14 protein-coding genes and 1 tRNA gene are annotated in these 21,355 nt (G+C 47.2%); 4 read left to right on the forward strand and 11 right to left on the reverse strand.

Going from position 1 to position 21,355, the window contains the following annotated elements:
• Window positions 1-224: 224 nt before the first annotated feature.
• Window positions 225-860 (reverse strand): TetR/AcrR family transcriptional regulator, encoded by a 636-nt coding sequence (locus C7379_RS08820; protein WP_116616993.1) that lies wholly within the window; start codon window positions 858-860, stop codon window positions 225-227.
• A gap of 1,041 nt (window positions 861-1,901) precedes the next feature.
• Here C7379_RS08820 and C7379_RS08830 point away from each other — a divergent pair.
• Window positions 1,902-1,976, forward strand: a tRNA-Val gene (locus C7379_RS08830).
• A 235-nt stretch (window positions 1,977-2,211) separates the two neighbouring features.
• Here the strand turns inward: C7379_RS08830 and C7379_RS08835 are convergent.
• Entirely contained in the window at window positions 2,212-3,555 is a 1,344-nt protein-coding gene (locus C7379_RS08835; RefSeq protein WP_116616995.1) for a TolC family protein, read from the reverse strand.
• Window positions 3,556-3,696: 141 nt separating this feature from the next.
• Complete coding sequence (locus C7379_RS08840; protein ID WP_116616996.1) at window positions 3,697-4,299, reverse strand: riboflavin synthase; 603 nt, start codon at window positions 4,297-4,299, stop codon at window positions 3,697-3,699.
• Window positions 4,300-4,726: 427 nt separating this feature from the next.
• Between C7379_RS08840 and C7379_RS08845 the strand changes: the two genes are divergently transcribed.
• The gene (locus tag C7379_RS08845; protein WP_116616997.1) at window positions 4,727-5,653 is read left to right on the forward strand and encodes an esterase-like activity of phytase family protein; all 927 of its coding nucleotides are present in this window, start codon (window positions 4,727-4,729) and stop codon (window positions 5,651-5,653) included.
• Here the strand turns inward: C7379_RS08845 and C7379_RS08850 are convergent.
• Both C7379_RS08850 and C7379_RS08855 read right to left on the reverse strand, forming a co-directional pair.
• Window positions 5,544-6,440 (reverse strand): ABC transporter permease, encoded by an 897-nt coding sequence (locus tag C7379_RS08850; RefSeq protein WP_116616998.1) that lies wholly within the window; start codon window positions 6,438-6,440, stop codon window positions 5,544-5,546. The genes C7379_RS08845 and C7379_RS08850 overlap by 110 nt on opposite strands.
• Window positions 6,441-6,443: 3 nt before the next feature.
• On the reverse strand, window positions 6,444-7,040 hold the full coding sequence (locus tag C7379_RS08855; RefSeq protein WP_116616999.1) for an ATP-binding cassette domain-containing protein: 597 nt from the start codon (window positions 7,038-7,040) through the stop codon (window positions 6,444-6,446).
• Window positions 7,041-7,249: 209 nt separating this feature from the next.
• Here C7379_RS08855 and C7379_RS08860 point away from each other — a divergent pair, with 209 nt between their 5' ends.
• Complete coding sequence (locus C7379_RS08860) at window positions 7,250-8,335, forward strand: agmatine deiminase family protein (protein ID WP_116617000.1); 1,086 nt, start codon at window positions 7,250-7,252, stop codon at window positions 8,333-8,335.
• 96 nt (window positions 8,336-8,431) lie between these two features.
• A complete protein-coding gene (locus C7379_RS08865; RefSeq protein WP_116617001.1) occupies window positions 8,432-9,319 on the forward strand; it encodes a carbon-nitrogen hydrolase in 888 nt (295 codons plus the stop codon).
• Window positions 9,320-9,552: 233 nt separating this feature from the next.
• Here C7379_RS08865 and C7379_RS08870 read toward each other — a convergent pair whose 3' ends face one another.
• The 6 genes from C7379_RS08870 to C7379_RS08895 all read right to left on the reverse strand — a co-directional run bounded on the left by C7379_RS08870 (window position 9,553) and on the right by C7379_RS08895 (window position 20,560).
• A complete protein-coding gene (locus tag C7379_RS08870; RefSeq protein ID WP_116617002.1) occupies window positions 9,553-10,470 on the reverse strand; it encodes a GYF domain-containing protein in 918 nt (305 codons plus the stop codon).
• 44 nt (window positions 10,471-10,514) lie between these two features.
• Complete coding sequence (glmS, locus tag C7379_RS08875) at window positions 10,515-12,359, reverse strand: glutamine--fructose-6-phosphate transaminase (isomerizing) (RefSeq protein ID WP_116617003.1); 1,845 nt, start codon at window positions 12,357-12,359, stop codon at window positions 10,515-10,517.
• Window positions 12,360-12,530: 171 nt separating this feature from the next.
• On the reverse strand, window positions 12,531-12,740 hold the full coding sequence (locus C7379_RS08880; protein ID WP_116617004.1) for a DUF4250 domain-containing protein: 210 nt from the start codon (window positions 12,738-12,740) through the stop codon (window positions 12,531-12,533).
• 167 nt (window positions 12,741-12,907) lie between these two features.
• Window positions 12,908-14,335 (reverse strand): hypothetical protein, encoded by a 1,428-nt coding sequence (locus tag C7379_RS08885; RefSeq protein ID WP_116617005.1) that lies wholly within the window; start codon window positions 14,333-14,335, stop codon window positions 12,908-12,910.
• 3 nt (window positions 14,336-14,338) lie between these two features.
• Window positions 14,339-17,170, reverse strand: a complete 2,832-nt coding sequence (locus tag C7379_RS08890; RefSeq protein ID WP_116617006.1) for a TonB-dependent receptor domain-containing protein — start codon at window positions 17,168-17,170, stop codon at window positions 14,339-14,341.
• 549 nt (window positions 17,171-17,719) lie between these two features.
• Window positions 17,720-20,560 (reverse strand): beta-glucosidase, encoded by a 2,841-nt coding sequence (locus C7379_RS08895; RefSeq protein WP_116617007.1) that lies wholly within the window; start codon window positions 20,558-20,560, stop codon window positions 17,720-17,722.
• Window positions 20,561-21,355: the final 795 nt, after the last annotated feature.

A 21,355-nucleotide genomic window follows, 5' to 3' on the forward strand; every position in this document is an offset into this window, starting at 1 on the left:
TTAGTAAAAACAAAGATAACCAAAAGGGCTGACACCTCGTGAGAAGTGTCAGCCCTAAATTATTTTGTTTAATAAAGTTTTACCGGACAGCAATAATTTCCAATCAACAAACCTCTCCTTCGTGCCACAAAGTTAATACTTTTTTTCTTTGTCCGTCAAGTTTTAACAAGCTTTTTACAACATCGCCAAACAGGTTAAAAATATCATGTAAAATCCACACGTCATCATTGAGAGAGCGCAAGTATCTGATTATCAAGTTCAATTATACCCTTCTTGGTACAAAGTCCACGGAAATAAAGCATTACAATGTCTCGAAATATTTGCTTCAAATCGTATTGTTTGTACATTTGGTTTTCCATGATATAAATGAGCGATCCTGTGGTTACCCTGTATATCAGCTCGTAATTCACGTCTTGCCTGAAATAACCTTGCCGCACACCCTCCTCAAAAAAACGACACGTTCGCTCTTGAAACTCATTGTGCCTTTCTTCCATCCACGCCAACACCTCTGGATATTTACGCAAATCGGCGTAATAATTGGGGACCGTGTCCTCTAGGCTTTCCATGTGCAGACGATAGGTCTCAAGTATGAAATCTATGACATGCCGCTCTTTCTCAGCCGCAAACGCTTGCATGTGCCGATCAAAACCATCGTACTCAGCCTTCACGCTCTCCATCAACAAATGCTCCTTGTTCTCAAAAGTCTCATACATTGTGCGTTTGGACACCGAGAGAATGTTCGCGATATCGTCCATCTTCACTGCTTTGATGCCTTTGCTCCTAAACTCGCGCATGGCAATCCTCAACAAGCGCTGACGAAGCTCTTGCCTATACTCGTTTGGTGTTATGGTTTTGTTCATAAGACTATCACTTACAATTGTCTTCATGCAAAGATAACAAAAAATCATGAAAACGCTTTTTTCGCTCTAAGTTTTTGTTATTATCCAGCAAATCTTTCCATTACAACATAAAATGCCAAACAATATCTATCAAGAGAGGTAGACCATTTAGGTTGCACACAAAGAATGACCGTTGCAGACGTATGGTAAAGACTCGAAACTAAGAAATGAAGCATGTTTATACATTATTCGTCACACTTGGCCATCGCCCCCCTGATTATTGCGAGCGTGTGCGACTTGGCTGTGAAGTGTGATAAGTTAAAGCATGCGACAAGAACACTTATAATATCAACAAAGCCGATAATGAGTTTTTATTTAAAAATTTCACATGCGGCATACCCTACATGGCACGTCCATGAAAAAATATTGTTCATGAAAATAGCTGACAAAACGTTGTATAGAAATCGATTATTTACAGACAGACATGGCGCCGCTCGCAAATACGCGAAGCATGAGACGTTTAAATAACAATCTGAAACTCACTGCGTTGCAAAGATTTTCATCATTTCTCTCATAAAAATTAATGATAACGAATTGCCATTAGTGCTTATTCACCATGAGAATAGGCATTAAACGCAGCTCGATTAACATGCCATCACCCGACCTTTAAGGCCTTGACGCAACGTCAATAGATACTAATCGCGACGGCTGGAACGCGAAAATGTATTGCAAAGTGAACATGGCTACAATTTCTTGCTAATTTTTTTTGCAGGACAACAAGTTTTGGTTGTCATTTTTTGATGACTTTTTATCAACATATCCAACAATATCACAGACGACACAAACCTGCTTGTCAAGGCATGGTTTCTACCCGCGTCATAGGCTTTCTGAATATCTTGACTCTCCGCAAGAAGCGACCACGCCCATCAACGCAACCTTGATCGCATGCGCCTCAACAAACAAAATAGACTTGAGACAATAAAAAAATGGTTTAAAATTTTGCCATATCCTGAAAAATGTCTAATTTTGTGCTACCCTTACAACAGATGGGCATTGAAGGATAGGGGCATAGCCCAGTTGGTTTAGAGCGCTGCAGTCACATTGCAGAGGTCATCGGTTCGAGCCCGATTGTCCCTACACCTATTAGGAAAACCGAGTTGTTAACATTGTACAACTCGGTTTTCTCATTTTTAAACCCTATCAACGCTGTTGTTTCAAATAGGCGACACAAACTAATCGCCACTATAATCATGCCAATTTAATCAGTCTGCCTGCCGCTTTGAAAAAAAAGAGGTGCCCTGTTCAACTGACAATAATCTCTCGCCATCCTTATAAGGCACACCAACGCAGGAGGACAGCTCCGCAAGAAAATCTAAACAATCTTTCCACTTTGGTAAAACTCGAGCATATAAATGTTCAGAATGGCAAGGTATTTGGCTTGCAACTCGGCCTGTTGAGCTTTGAGAAGGGCGTCTTTGCCGTTCATTAGCTCTATGGTGTTTTTGAGTTTTAACCTGAACTGCTCGCTCAAAAGATCATAGCTTTCCTGTGCGCTCTGCGTGCGTACGCGCGCACTTTTGAACTGGGCTTGGTTGTTCACGGCCTGAACCCAATAGTTTTCGATGACGGAATAAAGATTGGTCTGCTGATCTTTCAAATCCAATTGGTAGCTCTGATTGGATAATATTGCCTTGCTGATATCGGTTTTGATGCGTCGGTTATCGAATATAGGGACGTTCACGCTGAAGCCTCCATTGACACCAAAATTGGTTTTTATCTGCGTCCCCCAAGCGTTTTTGCTCATGGAAGTGGTGTTGGTGCCCAAACCCGCATTGGCCACAACAGTGGGCAATCGCTGTGCTTTGGCCATGCGTATCTGCAATGCGCTGTTCTTGATCGCGAGCAGCGCGCTTTGTATTTCGGGACGCGCGAGCAGCGCGCGATCATAGACAGACGGCACGTCGGGAATGGGACGCAATGCCATCTCGTCGGTAGTCGTGGGAGCCACCACGTCAAAATCTTCTTGGTTAGTGATTTGGAGCAATCGTTTCAATTGCCGTTTGTACTCGCGCACACCACTCTCAGCTTGCACCAAGGCATATTCGTCGGCAGCTCGCTGCGCCACCAACTGCGCTAAGTCGGCCTTGCTCATGCTACCCACCTTGACAAACTCACGTCCACGACTCTCGTTCATCCTTGAAGTTTCCAATGTACTGCGGCTCACCTCCATAGCATCTTTCGAGTAGAGTATCTGCACATAGAGAGAAGCTATTTGCTCTTGTATGCTGTTGGATGTGGTGGCACTATCAAGCGCTGCTTGGTCCGCGACAAGACGATTGGATTGGATTTGATCTCGATTACGCCCTCCATTCCATACCGTCCAATTACCACTCACAATATATGAGCCATTGTAGTAAACCTTGTCAACATTGGATTGCACCTTGGAACCCGCGAGCATGTAGCTGCCCGTCTCAGGCCAAGGGTTGTAGGTGGCATTCTGCGAGGTGGAGGCCGAGAGCGACGGCAGCAAGGCGGCTTGGCTCAGTTTGACGTCTTCTAATGCAGCAAGGTGTTTGAGATTGTTTTTCTGAAGTGTGATATTGTTCTTCAACGCATAGTCTACACAGGCTTGCAATGTCCACACCTTAGCCTCGCAAAGATGCGAAAAAGTGATAAAACACGACAAAAAGACTGGAACGAGGAATGACTTTTTCATAAGGTACGCATTAATTACTGATTTGGTGTTTAGACGCTAACAGAAGGGATAAAGTTGGGAACAGACTCGAATTTTAACATTGATTAGTGAAAAAACTTGCGGCAGCAACATTTCGCCAACCCTGTTTTGAAACGCGCGACGTCAAGAAAAGTCGTTTAGCCGAGCTATATATTTGCCCAAGATATCAAACTCCAAGTTGACAATGCTACCCACTTTGATATTACAAAAATTGGTGTTTTGGCGCGTGTAAGGAATGATGGCCACCTTAAAGCTATTGGCAGTTGGCTGGCACACGGTGAGCGACACACCGTTGACGGTGACCGACCCCTTGTCCACGGTGAAATAACCACGGCGCGCCATAGATTGATCAGCCAAATACTCAAACGTGAAATAGGTTGAGCCATCAGCGTCATCCAAAGCCACGCACTTTGCAGTTTGGTCTACATGCCCTTGTACAATATGCCCGTCCAATCGGCCATTAATCATCATCGATCGCTCCACGTTCACTTTGTCACCCACCTTGAGGAGTCTCAAATTAGAGCGGTCGAGCGTCTCTTTCATAGCCGTGGTAGTATAAGTGTCGCCTTCTATACTTACCACCGTGAGACAAACGCCATTGTGAGCGACACTCTGGTCTATTTTTAACTCGGACGTGAAAGAACACCTCAAGGTGAAATCAATGTTTCCTTGATACTTGTTGATGGCCACAACGGTAGCCATCTCTTCTACGATGCCACTAAACATATCTGTTGGTTTACGATGTGTTATACCTTGCGGGCAATTTGCCCACGCAGGATAGTCATTAAACAAAAAAAGAGAACCGAGCCAAAGGAAATCTCCCCAAACTCAATTCTCCATTATTTTAAAGGGGATCGTAACGATGATGTGATGAAAACTCCTACTATAAAAGTGATGAGAGCTCCCCGTCTTTGTAATCCACTGGCCTTGCGGCTTAGGCGCGACGCGCTTTATGTGGCCCGCCATTGACAAGAGAAGTTGTCTCGGTTTTCAATGTAATTTGATGAGTATCCCGATCGAATCGATACAACCCCCCGATTTTATCTCCTTGCTATGATGCAAATTTACAACAATAGTTTTGTACAACCAAACAAATACTCGGCTTTTTGGGGCAATAATTAAAGATATAGATTCGTTTTATATCTATAAACATATGAAGAGATTTATACTGTATTTATTGATTGCGGGAATAGCCATACGAGGATTGGCGCAATGCAAGATTACCGAAAATAAGCAATTCGCGTTTCCACAATCCATCCCAGCGGGCAATTACAGCGGCATAGCATGGCTGGGAAACAATCACTATGCCGTGGTGAGTGACAAAAGCAAGGAGGATGGATTTTTTGTTTTTGAAATAGACGTGGACTCTGTGTCGGGCGAGCTTCTGTCGGCTAAAAACTTAGGTTTCAGGTCTTCCGGCTTTGAGAATCGCGACAACGAGGGCATCGCGTTTAACGCTCTATCTAACACCATTTTGATATCAGGCGAGCGCGACAACAGAATATTGGAATACAAACTGGATGGAAACCGAACGTCGAGAGAAGCGCAACTACCGGAAGTGTACCGACATCTGCCAGCCAATCTCGGTTTGGAAGCGTTGTCGTTCAACGACAGCACGCGGACGCTATGGACCTGCAACGAAAGCGACACTATATTCATACAGTCGTTTGACTCTCTCTATCGTCCACGGCATCTATATGTCTACCACCTTGACTCTCCCATTGCCAACGCGGACAAGGCGTGGCTATACGCACATGGTGCGGTGGCCATGTGCGCATTAGATGACGGAAACTTATTGGTGCTTGAGCGCGAGTTTTATGTGCCTAAAAAAAAGATAGGAGCGTTTGTCAACTGCAAGCTCTTCAAGTTTACGGTTGGTAACTTAAAAAAAGATCTACTTTCCACATGGCGAACAAAATTGACATTGCTATCAAGAACATTGGCCAACTATGAGGGAATGTGTCTTGGGCCTAAACTGGCAGATGGCTCTCGGGTGTTGATTCTTGTGGCTGATTCTCAAAATCAGTATGGCTCTGTGTTGAAAGATTGGTTGAAGACGTTGAAGATTGAGATGCATTAGTGGATGCGGACGTACCTTTTTGGACAGAGCGCAAACGCTCGTATTCGTCATAATTATAATGCCGTGCCACCAACAGTGTAATACAAAGAGACACGAATGACACCGTGAGGACCATGAAAAACAGCAAGATTTGCAATAACGCCGCTGTCAAAACGTCTGTTCCCGTCAGCACCAAAGCAAGCATCAAAACAGGCGCATTGGCAAACACCAAAGCGCTCATTTGGCGCGTCATCATATTGAGAGCCGACTGAAAAGCACGCTTGACAAAATGACTTGTGGCCTCACGATGGCTGCTGCCGTTGCCCAAAAGGTAATAATACAGTTGGTTGTGATGGGTCAATCCCATATAATACATGCGAAGCGCACGGGCGTTTGGACCTATGACACTGCCCGCAAGCAATCCGAACACGGGCACAAAGAAACGTGCATGAAATGTCGTTTTTAATCCCAAAACCAATAAAAGCGCGTACAAACCCACTATAAACACAGCAATAATGACACCACACAGCACCGGCACCAACAAGCGCCCTGCCTTCAGTTTTGCCTTACGGATAGAGAAAACGGCTCCGGCTATCGCCATCACAACGCCTGAGAGAATGGTGAAAAACACATTGTTCCATACCGTTAGCAGATATATGCCCAACGCCGTGACAGCCACACTGCCTGTCATGGTGAGCGCGGCGACAAGGAAACGGCGAAAGCTCCGCAAGTCAAATCTATATATGACATACAACGGAAACAGCACAAAAATAAGACTGAATAAAAAGCCAAGCCATGTTATTTTCATAGTCTACAGTTTTAAAAGTTTGTCGCAATCCATCTGATTCTCTTCACAAGTATAGAGCAATTCAGAGCCATTGGCCGTGAGATGACAAAAGAAATCGTGCACGCATTGCATTTGAGGGGCGTTGTCAACAAGAATAATGGGGCGGCGCAAGAGAGGTAACATACTTATCATAACTAACTGCAACTGCCGCGAATCCATCTCGTTGACATCACGTCGCAGCACTGTCCCGGACATGGAAAGCTCTTGAAGGTATGGTATCATGGCCTCTACGCGAAGATTCTTACTTTGATTGGCCTGCAAGCGAAACACATACTGGCATAACTCAGACACCTTCATCGTAACGTCAGGCAGTCGCTGGGGTACATAAGACATGGTTCCTCGCAAATAGCCAGAAGCTCCGGGAGCCACAAGCTCGCCGTCAATGGTGATATGACCAGACTGCACAGGCGCCAGCCCCATGACCGCCCTCAACAACCCACTCTTGCCCGAGGCTACCGGACCACTAACGCACACCATCTCGCCTTGATTAATCACAGCAGAAATTGGCGTGGACAATCTGCCACCGCCCAAAGCTATTCTTGCATCCTTAAATTCAAGCATACAATCTATTTTTCCACAAATTTAGGCAAAAAAATTGAACAACACCTCATGTTTAGGTAAAAGAACAAGCGATCATATAAAATTAACAAGGAAGAAAATTGACTTGGGGAGAAGATTTTTTTTTAAACGAATACAATATGCTAAGTATTTTGACTAAATTTGCATGATACAGCAAATATTTAGCTTTTCAGACTGAAACATTTTGTTTTATGACAACAAAAAAACACCGCGAGCTAACCTTTCCTGCCGAATGGGAACCACAAAGCGCAATCCAACTCACTTGGCCGCATGAAGCCACAGACTGGAAACCGTATCTCAAAGACATAGAAAAGACATTCATTGAGTTGGCCGACAAAATCACAAGACACGAAAAACTCTTGGTCGTGACGCCACATGTCGACGCCGTGAAAAAGCTGCTTGCCAACAGACTGGGAGCGGACGGAATGGCCAACGTGATATATTCAGAATGTGACAGCAACGACACTTGGGCCAGAGATCACGCCGCGATAACCCTCGCTTGCCCTCTGAGGGACGACAACAAAGAAGGTGACAAAACACTACTTGATTTCAAATTTAACGGCTGGGGAGAAAAATTTGGTTGGGACAAGGACAACGCCATCACTCGTAAGCTCTACCAGCAAGGTTTGTTTTCCGCGAAAATAGAGGATCACAATGATTTCGTGCTTGAAGGAGGGGCGGTGGAAAGCGACGGGAAAGGTACCATACTGACCACCACCTCGTGCCTATTGGCTCCGCATCGAAACCAGCCCATGGACATGCAACAAATAGAAAGACGACTAAAAGACACCCTTCGTGTCGAGAGGGTGATATGGATAGACCATGGGCATCTGGCAGGCGACGATACAGATGGGCACATTGATACCATCGTGCGCATGGCCCCAAATGACACCCTACTCTATGTGGGGTGCGACAACATAGAGGATGAACACTACGCGGACCTAAAAGCCATGGAACGACAGTTGAAAACATTGAGAACGCTGAACGACGCACCCTATCGCTTGTTGAGGCTGCCCATGCCACGGCCTATATATGATAACGGCGAGCGATTGCCCGCCACATACGCCAACTTTGTCATTCTGAACGGAGCCGTCATCGTACCCACCTATCAACAGCCTGATATTGACGCAAAAGCATTAGAGGTGGTTGGCATGGCCTTTGAAAACCGAGAAATCGTGGGAATAGACGCCACGACCGTGATTCGACAGCATGGCTCGCTACACTGTCTGACCATGCAATATCCACAAGGCATACTCAGAGACGGAAAACTGGACTAATCGCCGCAAGAGCATCAACTTGACACGAGGCCATATGATGGGCCTGTCAGATAATACACAAATTGACAAAAACAAAAGAACAAACAACGCAATGATATGAAAATAAAAATTGGAATATTGCAACTTCACAATGTAGCGGACATACAAGACAACCTTAACAGACTGGAGCAGGGAATCAGAGATTTGGCCCAAAAAGGCGCACAGCTCATTGTTTTGCAAGAATTGCACAACTCATTGTACTTCTGCCAAACAGAAGATGTGTCGCTGTTCGATTTGGCCGAGCCTATACCCGGACCATCCACGGAGCTATTTGGGAGAATAGCCAAGCAATGTGGCGTGGTCCTTGTAATATCGCTGTTTGAAAAACGGGCGCCGGGCCTCTATCACAACACGGCGGTGGTGATAGAAAAAGACGGCTCCATCGCTGGCAAATACCGCAAGATGCACATTCCGGACGACCCTGCCTACTACGAGAAATTTTACTTCACGCCGGGCGACTTGGACTTTATGCCCATCGACACGTCGGCAGGACGGTTGGGCGTTATGGTTTGCTGGGACCAGTGGTATCCTGAAGCCGCCCGACTAATGGCACTGCGAGGAGCCGAAATACTGATTTACCCGACAGCCATAGGCTATGAAAGCAGCGACCCAGAGGATGAGCAAGAGAGGCAACGAGAGGCTTGGACAACGGTGCAAAGAGGACACGCCGTGGCCAATGGATTGCCCGTGGTGGCAGTGAACAGAGTAGGGTTTGAACCTGATTCGAGCGGGCAGACCAAGGGTATACAGTTTTGGGGATCGAGTTTCGTAGCCGGCCCTCAAGGCGAGCTATATTGTAGGGCAAGCGACAAGGATGAGGAAAGACTCATCGTGGAGGTGGATTTGGCGCATGGCGAACAGGTAAGGCGTTGGTGGCCATTTCTTCGGGACCGGCGGATAGACGCCTATGGAGAAATACTAAACCGCTTTAACGACACCAAATAACACCGCGCCGTCACACACATACGGTTCTTTTCGCGTGCCCCATGCCATCGGGTATCACGACCAACCGACTGGCTTAGTAGTCCAAGAAAATAACAATCACGAACAATGCGGTATGTAAGTTATGAAAGACACGACACGCATACCGCATTGTTGGCGATTGATTAATGGGTTAACAGCATAGTTGTTGGAAACGCTCTTATATTAATGGCAGCAACCAACAATTGATGGTTGTGTCACAAACCTTTGGCATATTCAAAAATTTTGTCAACGATTTTTTCCACATCATCAGATGTTATACTGTCAGTTTTCTGCTTTATTTTATCCTTTAACAGCTTTTGCACTTGTTTCACGATGGCTCTTCCAGATTTACCTTTAATCGTGGCGGTATCGGCATTTGAGACATCTGGCCAATCCTCATTCCCCTGATTGCCGTCGCTCCGCTTGTCTATCAAATCATCGTCAACAGCCCCACGTCCCACCTCCTTATTCGAGGCGTTGATGGCCTGAACGATCACCTCCTCGTCCGCGGCAAGCACCTTGCCAAACATGCCATATGATGTGGTGGTATTACCCTTGTCAGTTTGCACAGAAGTTGCTGAAAAAATGATGTAATTGTGATATTCGAGCGCCTCATTCAGGATTTCATCGACGAGTGGGCCGGCAAACAATTGGCCAAACATATTGAAGCCTCGCGCAAACAAGCCATGACTGTCGTCAGCAACAGTCTTGGTCAACGCACGGGTAATGTTTTCTTTTAACACTTGGCGATGGGCCTCTTTGGACGGATTGGTTAATACCATTGCCAGAAACAAGCCGAACAAAACCAATAGTACCCACGACAAAACGCCACGTCTTTTTGGAGGCAAAGAAGCGTTTGACACCGTATCGTCGCGATGGCAACACTGTTGTCGCGCGGAAAATTCCGCTATTTGGCCGTTGACCTCATGTGGTGGTGGTGGAGGTGTCGCGCCTGTGACACACGACTCATTGTTATAGAACAGCGCTTTCAACTCTTCAATCTGCCACGCTGGCTCCCATTGGGACATCCCCTCAGTCCAAACCAATGTTTCTGAGGATATGTTATGCTGACGAAGCTCATCCAATGTGAACGGCCCTTGTTGGACACCATTTGTGATGATAAAATAATTCATAGCGGATGTTATATGTTACAGACAGCTGTCTTCCATCAACGTTTTTACTCCACGGTCACACTTTTAGCGAGGTTTCGAGGCATATCCACATCAAGGCCCTTTTCCACCGCGATGTGATAAGCCAACAACTGCAATGGTATGACAGAAAGCAGAGGAGCCAATGGAGCCAATGTCTGTGGCACATATATGCACTCGTCAGAGATTTTGCGAACTTGCTCATCTCCCTCCGTGACCACTGCTATAATACGCCCTCCGCGCGCTTTCACCTCCTGCATATTTGAGATGATTTTCTCATATCCCTCATGGTGAGTGGCGATGAAAAGAACAGGCATCATATTATCAACCAAAGCTATCGGCCCATGTTTCATCTCCGCCGCAGGATATCCTTCGGCGTGAATGTAGCTAATTTCCTTTAGTTTAAGCGCTCCCTCCAAAGCCACCGGATAGTTCCAGCCTCTACCTAAATATAAGAAATTTGTGGCATAAGTATAGGTACGTGCCAATTGTTTGATTTCGTCATTGTGATCCAAAACGGCCTTGATTTTCTCAGGAATTTTAGACAGCTCGGCCGTCAAGGCCTTAAATTCCGCTTCCTCAAGCGTGCCCTTGGCTTTGGCCAATGCCAATGTCAGCAATGTCAAACACGTCAATTGACCTGTAAACGCCTTGGTCGAGGCCACCCCTATCTCTGGCCCTACATGTATATACACACCCGTTTGAGTGGCTCTCGCTATGCTCGAGCCAACGGCATTGACAATACCAAAAATAAAAGCTCCACTGGCTTTAGCCAGTTGGATGGCTGCCAAAGTATCGGCGGTTTCGCCACTTTGGGAAATCGCGATGACAACATCAGTAGGCAAAATGACAGGGTCACGGTATCTAAACTCTGACGCATAGTCCACCTCTACGGGTATTTTGCAAAAATGTTCGATAAGCTGTTTGGCTATTAGACCCGCGTGCCAACTTGTTCCGCAAGCGACGATGATAAATCTTGATGCCGACAACAAACGTTCGCGATTATACCGTACAGCGCTCAAAACAACATCTTGATCAATCAATCGTCCACTCATACAATCTTTCAGGCAGCGTGGCTGATCAAAAATTTCCTTGAGCATAAAATGAGAATACCCACCTTTGTCAAGCATGTCAATGTCCACATCTATATGCTTCACATTGACGTCCACATGCTGATTTTTGAGGTCTATTATTTCCAAATCCTTGCCCGGATGGCACAATGCTATTTGTTCGTCATCCACATACACCACTTTTTTTGTGTATTCAGCGATGGGCGTGGCGTCTGAGGCTATAAAAAACTCGCTTGAATCTTTTCCAATACCAATAACCAAGGGAGATCCTTTGCGCGCGGCGACAATCGTATCAGGGTGGCGGCGGTCCAAGACAACGATAGCATAAGCGCCTATACACATTCCCAACGCTTGGCGAACAGCCTCAACCAAAGTGCAATCACTGCTCTGATAGACATACTCGATAAGTTGCACGAGCACCTCCGTGTCTGTATCGCTTTGAAAATGGAAGCCTCTTTTCACCAGCTGCTCACGCAACAAGGTAAAGTTTTCTATAATACCATTGTGCACGATTACCAAGTTGCCCGACTCAGACACATGTGGGTGCGCGTTCCTTACAGATGGCTCCCCATGAGTGGCCCAGCGTGTATGCGCTATGCCAACGGTTCCACTACAGTCCTTTTCTTGAGTCGCGGCCACCAAGTCGCTCACTTTTCCTTTGGCCTTGTACACTTTCAGCTTCTCGGTGTCATCGACAAGCGCCACGCCTGCCGAATCATATCCGCGATACTCCAATCGGCGAAGGCCCTTTATCAAAATGTCATACGCTGGCCGTTTGCCGATATATCCCACTATTCCACACATGATTTCTTGTATTTTTGTTGGCGCAAAGTTACGAAAAAGCTCTTTTAGTTAGCCTTTTTAAATAAAAAAAAATAAATCACAAGATCTTTTTTTTTATTCGTAACATATTAAAATCGTCAAATCGCCATCATTGAGAGCCATGTGTTCAGACAAGAAGAGGGATGTGAAACCTTATCCATCCCCCTTGTCATAGCCCATGGGCCTAAACTGCCGCTGTGTGTCACTATACACAAAGCCATGCCGCAAGAGGTAACTCTTGATATCGTCTGGTGTCGTGTTAAAATTGTAACACAAAGCTGCCAAACTGTCAAATTCCTCGTCTCGTAGCAACATATTGACGCTCGACACAAGGATGGCGGGGTCTTTTGGAAGATAGTCCATCGTTTATATTTTAAGTTTATAATTTAACGAGAAACAACAGGGGTAGCCGCCTTACCGCATAATCTCGCCCAGAGAAAATCTCATTTACAAATCGCACGAGTTGCTAACGAGCAGCGTACGCACGTCTATAGCATACTCGTGGATTCGTAAAAACCGTGGTGGTTTGTCTATTCGAAAGGCACGACAAAAGGCGTAGACTTGTTCTCGACAATTATTCGGTTCATGTTATACTTAATGGTTACCCGAAAATTTTTCTTGTCAAGCTCGAAAGCATCCATGCCTTGATCTTTCGGTATGAACGGGGGTATCTCGGCTTGGACGAATGGCGCGGCCGTGGAAGTGTTTTTAGCCTCCACCTCGCTAATAGGCAACCTAATGCCCAAATCGTTCATGCGACGCCCCTCGGCCATGAAAATTTCCTGCCTGAGCAGGTAGATTAGCTCAAGGAGGTCGTCATGCTTTTGACAATCGTCTATCATTTGGGGTGTCACCGACGTGCCGGAAACAGTTGGAATACTTATCACTTGCGGTTTCTTACGGCTTAATACCAATCCATCGCGAAAACGATCACTGGGCGACGCGGCCACTTGGTATATGGCACTATCAGGATATTCTTTGATGCCGCCGGTGGCACGCGTCTTAGCCCAGTCTTTCACTCCAGACAACACAGGGCGCGATTGCACAAGTTTGAGCAGCTCATGAAGTTTGGCCTTGCATGCGTGTTCATCGCCTTTGGCAAGCAGCGCCTCGGCCATGATAAGGTAGTTTTCCTCGGCTTTAGCAATACAGATAGCGCTTTCATAGATGGATGTGCGCTGCACGTATTTGGGATTGAGAAAATTCAATCGTGGCAAGGGCTGGTACATGGCCTTGCAAATATCGTCCTGCATCGTATTTACCACGCCATTTACACCATCAAAAGCAACCTGACAAAGTAAATTTGAGCTAAATCGCAAAGCCTCCTCGCTCTCTTTCAACGCATCGTCCACGCTACCCAGCCGATAGTACGCCCGCGCCCTAAGCGTATGAACCAACGAGCGTTCGGTGTCATTACCAATGTATGGCTCTGTTTCTTCAAGACACTTCAGGGACAGTCGCAAAAGCTCCTTCCACGTTTTAACCTCACCACCCTCGCTCACAGGCAAGGCCATGAAATTCTCACCACCGAGCAGATAAGAGTAAGCCTTGATATAGTAGAGTTTGAAGAGATGGTTTTTGGTAACATTTTTATCACGATGGCGCACCACGTCAAGTCCATAATCGGCCGCCGAACGCAGCTGGGCCACACCGCGCTCCATGCCATTCACGTCAGGATCGTTATTTAATAGCTGCGGTCTGTCAAAGAGCTTGCTCTCTCTTGTATAATTGTTGAAATAATTGTCAGATATGATCTCGGTCTGCAAGCAGAAATTGCTCACGGTCATCGCCAACGTCCTGTCAAGGCCATTCACCCATGTATCCATGGCGTTTCCGCCCTCAAGATAGGCTTTTTCCGTGACATTCGGATTTTCAATATCATTAGGTTCTATCAAATTGCATGAGCCCAAAAGCAATGACGCCACCGCAAGAACAATGTATGTATTGTAAAATTTCATGGTTTACATATTGAATTTAAGTGAGAAAATATATTGTTTGGGCAAAGAGAAAGTGGAATAGTTCAATCCACCCGTAGCGACGGCGCCCTGCGAATGCGCTCCCGAAATGACAGCCTCGGGGTCTACCGACGCCGCCGTGAAACTCAACGGATTATTGATGTTTAAACTGACTTGTACGCTTTTAAGCACGTGAAGCTTGCCATTGGCCCGATATAGATAGCTTAATCCAATGTTGCGCACCTTGAAAAAATCTGCCTTTTCCACGAAATAATTGGTAAAATTGAGCCACGCCTTTCTCTGCGACTTGCCCATCAGCGCAGCCTCGGGGATGGCATTGTCTTTCAGCCCTTTGGAGAAGCGAAACTGTCGGTCGAAAGAATGTACGTAAGAACCCATCTGATAATCACCGCTCATCCACAGCTGCCAATCCTTGTAACGCAGGTCCAATGAAACGTTGCCATAGCATGTAGGTATGGTAGATCCCAAATCTTGCATGCGCAGCACCTCCTTGAGCGTGCCATCGGCATTGAGCACCGCCTTATTTCCGCGCAAGAAGCCCACTGGCTTGCCCTCTTCGACAGCAGTTTGGATGGTCTCCGGCCCAAACCCTCCTATGCTGAAAGGCACCGTACCGCCATCGCTCAGCACTCGATTGCGGTTGGTGTTGATAGCGGCGCGCACCGTCGCGAGCCAATCCTTGGTACGAATGACATGAAGTCCCAAATTGATCTCTACACCCTGATTGCCTATTTCCCCGATGTTGGCCAATTGGGTGGCAGCTCGTCCAGCCGATGGCAATGTGGGGATGGTAAAGAGCGCGTCTTTGGTGCGCGAGTTATAATAAGTAAAAGCAAGCGTGGCGAAATCATGAAAAAAAGACGATTCGAAGCCCACCTCAAACGAATGTTTCTTCTCCGGACCCAAATTTGGGTTGCCATACTGGCCAAATGTGGCAGCCTGCTTGCCAAGAAAACCCATCACGCTAATTGTTTTCTGATAAGCGAAAGGTGGAGGATAGCTTCCGGCTACACCATAGTTGCAAAACAAACGCAACGTGGAAATCATTCCGTTTTTCACCCATGAGGACAGGAAAGACTCGTCACTCATCACATATGACAACCCCACTTTGGGATAAAACTGCCACTTCACATTCTCGCCAAAAGCCGTGTTGTAATCTACACGGGCGCCAAAATCCAAATAATATTTATTGCACAACCCAATGTTGTCTTGCACATAAAACCCATAGCTGTGGAGGTAATTAAGCCACTCGTCAGCTTGAACGGCCCCTGCCCCGGACATCACCCTGGCGCCGTCGCGCACGTTCGTACCATGATAGATGGCTTGATGGTCGCGCGTGTTGAAGTATTGAAAGCCTGCCGTGAGAATATTACTCAACCAGTCTCGACAATAATACTTATATTGCCCGTTTACATCCGCGGTAAGACCGAAATAGTTTCTGTCAAAATTGTTAATGCGACCGGCATCGGTAGTACCCACAGGTTTTACATGTGTGTGTATCAAATATTGGTTGGTCACAATCTCCTTGTTGTTATTGGCTCTGTAGTCTATGCCAAAAGTACTCTTGAGCGTGACATTCCTCCATGGCTTGTAAATCAATATATGCGATGTCTGGAAACGCTTGGTGCTCTCCTTGTAGTCTTGCATGGCCTCCGCGCCGTGAACAAAAGAGCGCATCCGCGCATACACGTCGGCGCCAGCCGCATCTATGTCCGCCGGATAGTTTCGCTCTTTACCATTGGCATCCGTGTATTTAAAATTACAAGCCGCGCTACCCTCGGCAAACCACAAACCGGTATAAAAGCCCTGATTGCCATTGCGACTACGTTTGTAATCTTCAGCGACAAAGCCAAAAGAGTTTTGGTATTCCAATTGAGACGTAATGCGCGCGTGCGACCCAAAACGCAAGTCGTACCTCTTCTGCGCATTGTTATTGTGTATCACGATACCGGTGTTCTCGCCCATGTTGGCGCCCAAGCTATAACCATACTTGTCGTTTCCACCGCTCAGTGACAACCGGTAACGCTGCTCAAAACCCGTTTGGTTGAGCAAGTCGGCCGTGCGCTTGAAATGATAAAACTGCGTGGTGGCCTTGTCCCAGCCCATATCTACGCCCACTGAGGCATGAAAACCGTCCGCACTTCCTTTCTTGGTGAAGATTTGTATCACGCCATTGGCCGCGTCGGAACCATAGAGAGTGGTGGCCGCTCCACCGCTTACATACTCGATGTGGTCAATATTTTCCATTGAGATGTCACTCAGCGCACTCGACGACGCCATCTCTCCCATGGGCATGTCGCCAATGGTATAGGGATTGGCGCCATAGCCATGCTTGGAATAATTGAGAAAGGAACCTGTGTTTAGGTTGTCCACGCGCACACCATCTATATATATAATAGGTGTCGCATTGGAGAAAGCCGACGAAAGACCACGCGCCTTGACGATAGACGTGCTGCCCGGTTGAGCGCCCGAAAGTGAAAGTTGCACACCGGGAATGGCATTGCGTAGCATCTCGTCCATACGACCAACAGACTGTCGCAGCAAGTCTTTGCCCGCTATTTTGGTCACATTAGAAGATAATCTGCGTTTCTCAATCGCGCCACCTTGACCTGTCACGACAACTTCGTTAAGGTCAACAGGCATGTTAAAACTCATGGTATCAGCACTCTCCACGTGTCCTTTTTTCACTTTGTACGCTTCTGGCAATTTTTTGGACAATGCGCCATTATTGCCGTACAAAAACGTTGGGACTAATGGTTGAAAAAACACCAAAGTTGTTATCGTCAACAATTTGGCTTCTCTTTTTAAATAAATCATCCTGCCTTAAACTAATATTATTTTTAAATTAAGCGCTCGCAAAGTTAGATATATCCAACGAGAATACCAAGAACACCTTGCGATTTTCAACCGACCACGTTCAAAAAAAAGCGCAGCGTCATTATTCGCCCATGCGCATGATTAGTTATTCCCACCCATAATCAAGATGTATAAAACGCCCATGACGGAAAATAGACGCGTCACCGGCGCGACAAAACATATCGTGTCATAAATGATACAAGCCCCGCTCTCCATGTTATCCTTGTAAAGGCATGGCAAGCGTATATATTTGAGCCATCTAACGAGTCTTTTGGGAGGTTCACGATACCATCAACACAGTATCATTTATACGTATACATCATGGTGAGACACGCGCGCTACGTATCTCCCATGATGCATTGGTATGACAGCGTTAAACATCCATCCAAATATTTTATTTGTTATAGCCGCGTCTAATCATCAGGTAGACGGCAACGCCAAATGTGTCCATGCCATTAAATCCGGAGCAGGTATTGACGCGCCGTCTGTCTCAAATAAGGATGTCGCAAATTATTTCTCGACTTTTATCTCGGCCACGTTCAACTTACCTTTGCGGCAAATGAGCCGGATGTCACTGATGCCCGAGCGGTTAATTTGAAACCTTTGCCAATCGCCCGAGCGTTGTCCTGTGTATATATCGAGAAATTGTCCTCCACCTGAAGACAATTGGATGGTATAAGTGGCGTCTGCCGAGCTGCCGGGCGCCCAATGAAATGTCAGGGCCCCTATCTTTTCGGAGGCTGGCGTCGAGATGGTCAACATGGCGTTTTCCATCGCACGCCAAAAAGTGGCCGTGTCTCCGTCAACGGCCTTTTGAGCGTCAACGCTGGCAGGCTCCGCCACCACGTCGAGCTTGAAGGCGCGCCTACCGCCAGTGGACGAGGCACGCCGGTCCACGACAGTAAACGTATCTTCCAAACGGATATCCTCCGACGACGCGCCTACCATCACTTTGAAATCACCCGGCTCGACCACACGCTCGTTTCGCTCGTTGATGAGTTGCAGGTGCTCGGGCCTCAGAACAAAAGATACCGCACGTGTCTGTCCAGGCTCAAGGTGCACGCGTTCAAATCCGCGAAGATTTTTCTCGTAGGTGGTAACCGAGCTGACAACGTCGCGCGTATAGAGTTGCACCACCTCGTCGCCGGCGCGCTTCCCCACGTTGGACACGTCGCAACTAACAACAATAGTATCTGTGGCGCCAATATTCTTGGCCGATAGTCGCAAATTGGAATAAGCGAAGGTGGTGTAGCTCAAGCCATGACCAAAATAGTAGAGTGCGCCGTTGGCACGCGAGGCATTGCCCAACGGTCCCAGAGTGTTGCCACCGTCAACCAGCGCGGCAGGCTTGGAGGGAAAATTGAAAGGTATCTGCCCCACGGTTTTGGGAAATGTCACCGTAAGTTTGCCACTGGGATTGTAGTCACCAAAAAGCACGTCGGCCACAGCGGCTCCTCCCTGCGACCCGGGATACCACGCCTCCAATATGGCGGGGACAAACCTGTCAGCCCAATTGACGGACAATGGCCGGCCGTTGATGAGGACAAGCACCACGGGCTTGCCTACTGCCTGCACGGCTTGCAAGAGCTGGAGCTGCCTGCCAGGCAAGTCTAATGACGAGCGAGACTTGTTTTCCCCACACGTGCGAGCGTCGCCACCGAGTACCACCACCGCCACATCGCTCTGACGGGCTAAAGCTACGGCCCGGTCTATCTCGCTACGCTCTTGCGCTGTCATCGGGTAATCGACCAACTCTGATTCTGGCCAATGCTCATCCACGAGCTCGCACCCCTTGGCGTAAGTCACCTCCACGTCGCGGTCCACCTTGTCGCGTATGCCCTTGAGTACTGTCGTCACGTCTACAGCCAACGGACCGTAATGGGTCAGCGCATACGCCGCATCGTCGGCATTGGGGCCGCACACGGCTATGCGCTTCACTTTGCTTTTATCCAAAGGCAGCAAGTTGTCTTGGTTTTTCAACAGCACAATACATTCACGCGAAGCCTGCAAAGCCACCTGCTGGTTTTCTTTGCTGTTCACCTCCCTGTCGGCCGCTCGCAGGTCCATCTGGTAGGGGTGGTCAAAGATGCCAACAATGAACTTGACGCGGAGAATATCTCTCAAGCGCTCGTCAATGACGTCCATCGGTATGCGCCCCTCCTTGACCAACTCGCGCAGGGGCAGCACAAACGAGTCGGGCGAGCGAAAAGTGCAACGCACATTAAGCCCGGCCATAACGGCTTGGTACACGGCCTCTTTCATGTCTGCGGCAGTGTGATGCTTGGAATAGAGATATTCCAATGCATCACTATCCGACACCACATAGCCCCTGAACCCAAAACGATGGCGCAACACATCGGTCAACCAATACCGGCTGCCCTGTATGGGCACGCCATCGTAATCGTTATAAGAGCTCATGGCGCCCAACAATCCGGCCTCTCTCACCACCCTGCCCCATGGGTAAAGGTGTATGTTCTCAACCTCTCGGGGCGGCATCTGCGGGTCCACGCGCGCCATACCCTCTCGCGCGCCCTTATTGTTGCTATAGGCAGCGAAATGCTTGGCCGTGGACGCCACTTGCCAATCGGTCTGCATGCCACAGGCCATTTGCACGCCAAGCTCAGCCACAAGGAAAGGGCTCTCGCCATAAACCTCCTCGTAGCGCCCCCAGCGCTGGTCACGCCCCACGTCTAATATGGGGGCGTACACATTGGTATAGCCTAACAGCCGAGCCTCTCTACCAGTGATATAGCCCACCTTGCGAACGAGTTTTCTATTCCACGTGGTTCCCAAGCCCAATTGTGTGGGAAAATTGGTGGCCTTGTAACTCTCCACGCCTCGTATACCCTCGTTGGTGAAATCGACAGGTATGCCGAGACGGGTTCGCTCCACGAAAAAGCGTTGCACCTCGTTGATGGCCCACGCATGTTTGGAAGCGGGCCACACCCACGGATTGTCAGAGGGTGGCAATCCCCATTGACGAAAACCGTTGAGGTGTTCGTCGATTGCCCCGATACCGTCTTTCCACAATTTCTGATTCCAACTTTCATTGGGCAAATCGTCTTCCAACACGCGCTGGTAGCCATAGAGCGTCACCATCTGGCAAGTTTTCTCCTCGAGCGTCATTTGGCTGATGAGGTTGTCGATGCGGTCGTCTATATTGGCTTTGGGGTCTTCATAGACATCTTTTTTGCCGTTCTTGTTATAGTCTATCCACCCTTGACGGTAAATCTTGTTTTTAGGAAGGTTGTAGGTTTTCAACTTAGGACTATAACGATTGGGCGTTTGCGCCCAAACATTATGCCCGCACGGAGCTGTGAGCAACAGCAGAGTGATGAGCGAATGTTTCATTTTCGTTTTATAATTATTTTGTAGATAGTTTGTGCAAATATATGAAGAAATGTCGGGAAACAGACTTGTTCAAGCAAAAAAAATAAAAGAAAGAACAAACAGAGGCATTGCTGACGATACTATAAAATAAAGACTATCGCGCGTGGCTCAACGAGCGGATAGGAAATTATGGTGCTCAAGGCAGAATAAAAACGAAGAGAGCCGCATAAATGAACATGCAAGAAAAAGCGAGCCTCGTTTTATTGTGTCATGAAAAAATCACAAAAACAAGTGGGTCGACACATGTCCTATTAGAAGCGGAATGATGAGACGACGCGCCATTTTTTGCGTCTGCGCCAATCATCACAGCATGCGCGCTTTGCGATTACAGTCTATTGGCACCGCGTTTGAGCCGTAAAGGGACGTCGTTTCGGACTTGATCGTCCAACGGATAGGCACTAAACGCATGGCGAATAAGCACTAATGGCACTATTAATTCTTTCTTTTATTCACCCTTTTATATTGAAAAGCTCATATCTATCTATAAAACAACGATTTACTAAACATTGACGAAACTCGCATATTTGGGAGCTTCCACCAAACCAGTTGTAAATACGCGAAAATTAAAGGCATGTTTGTCAGCTATTTTCAACAGTTTATTTTCGCGTCATGAAAACATGCTTCACGATGTGGTGCACATCACCTGACTTTATCATTTTACTGTGCTGTCATATAGCACACATTGAAAATCAGTTAGTTATATCATTTTGTAGGGTGACTTAGGGTGACGCAAATAGAAAAGGCGTACCTTTTGTA

Source organism: Hallella colorans, assembly GCF_003096815.1.
Classification (GTDB): domain Bacteria; phylum Bacteroidota; class Bacteroidia; order Bacteroidales; family Bacteroidaceae; genus Prevotella; species Prevotella colorans.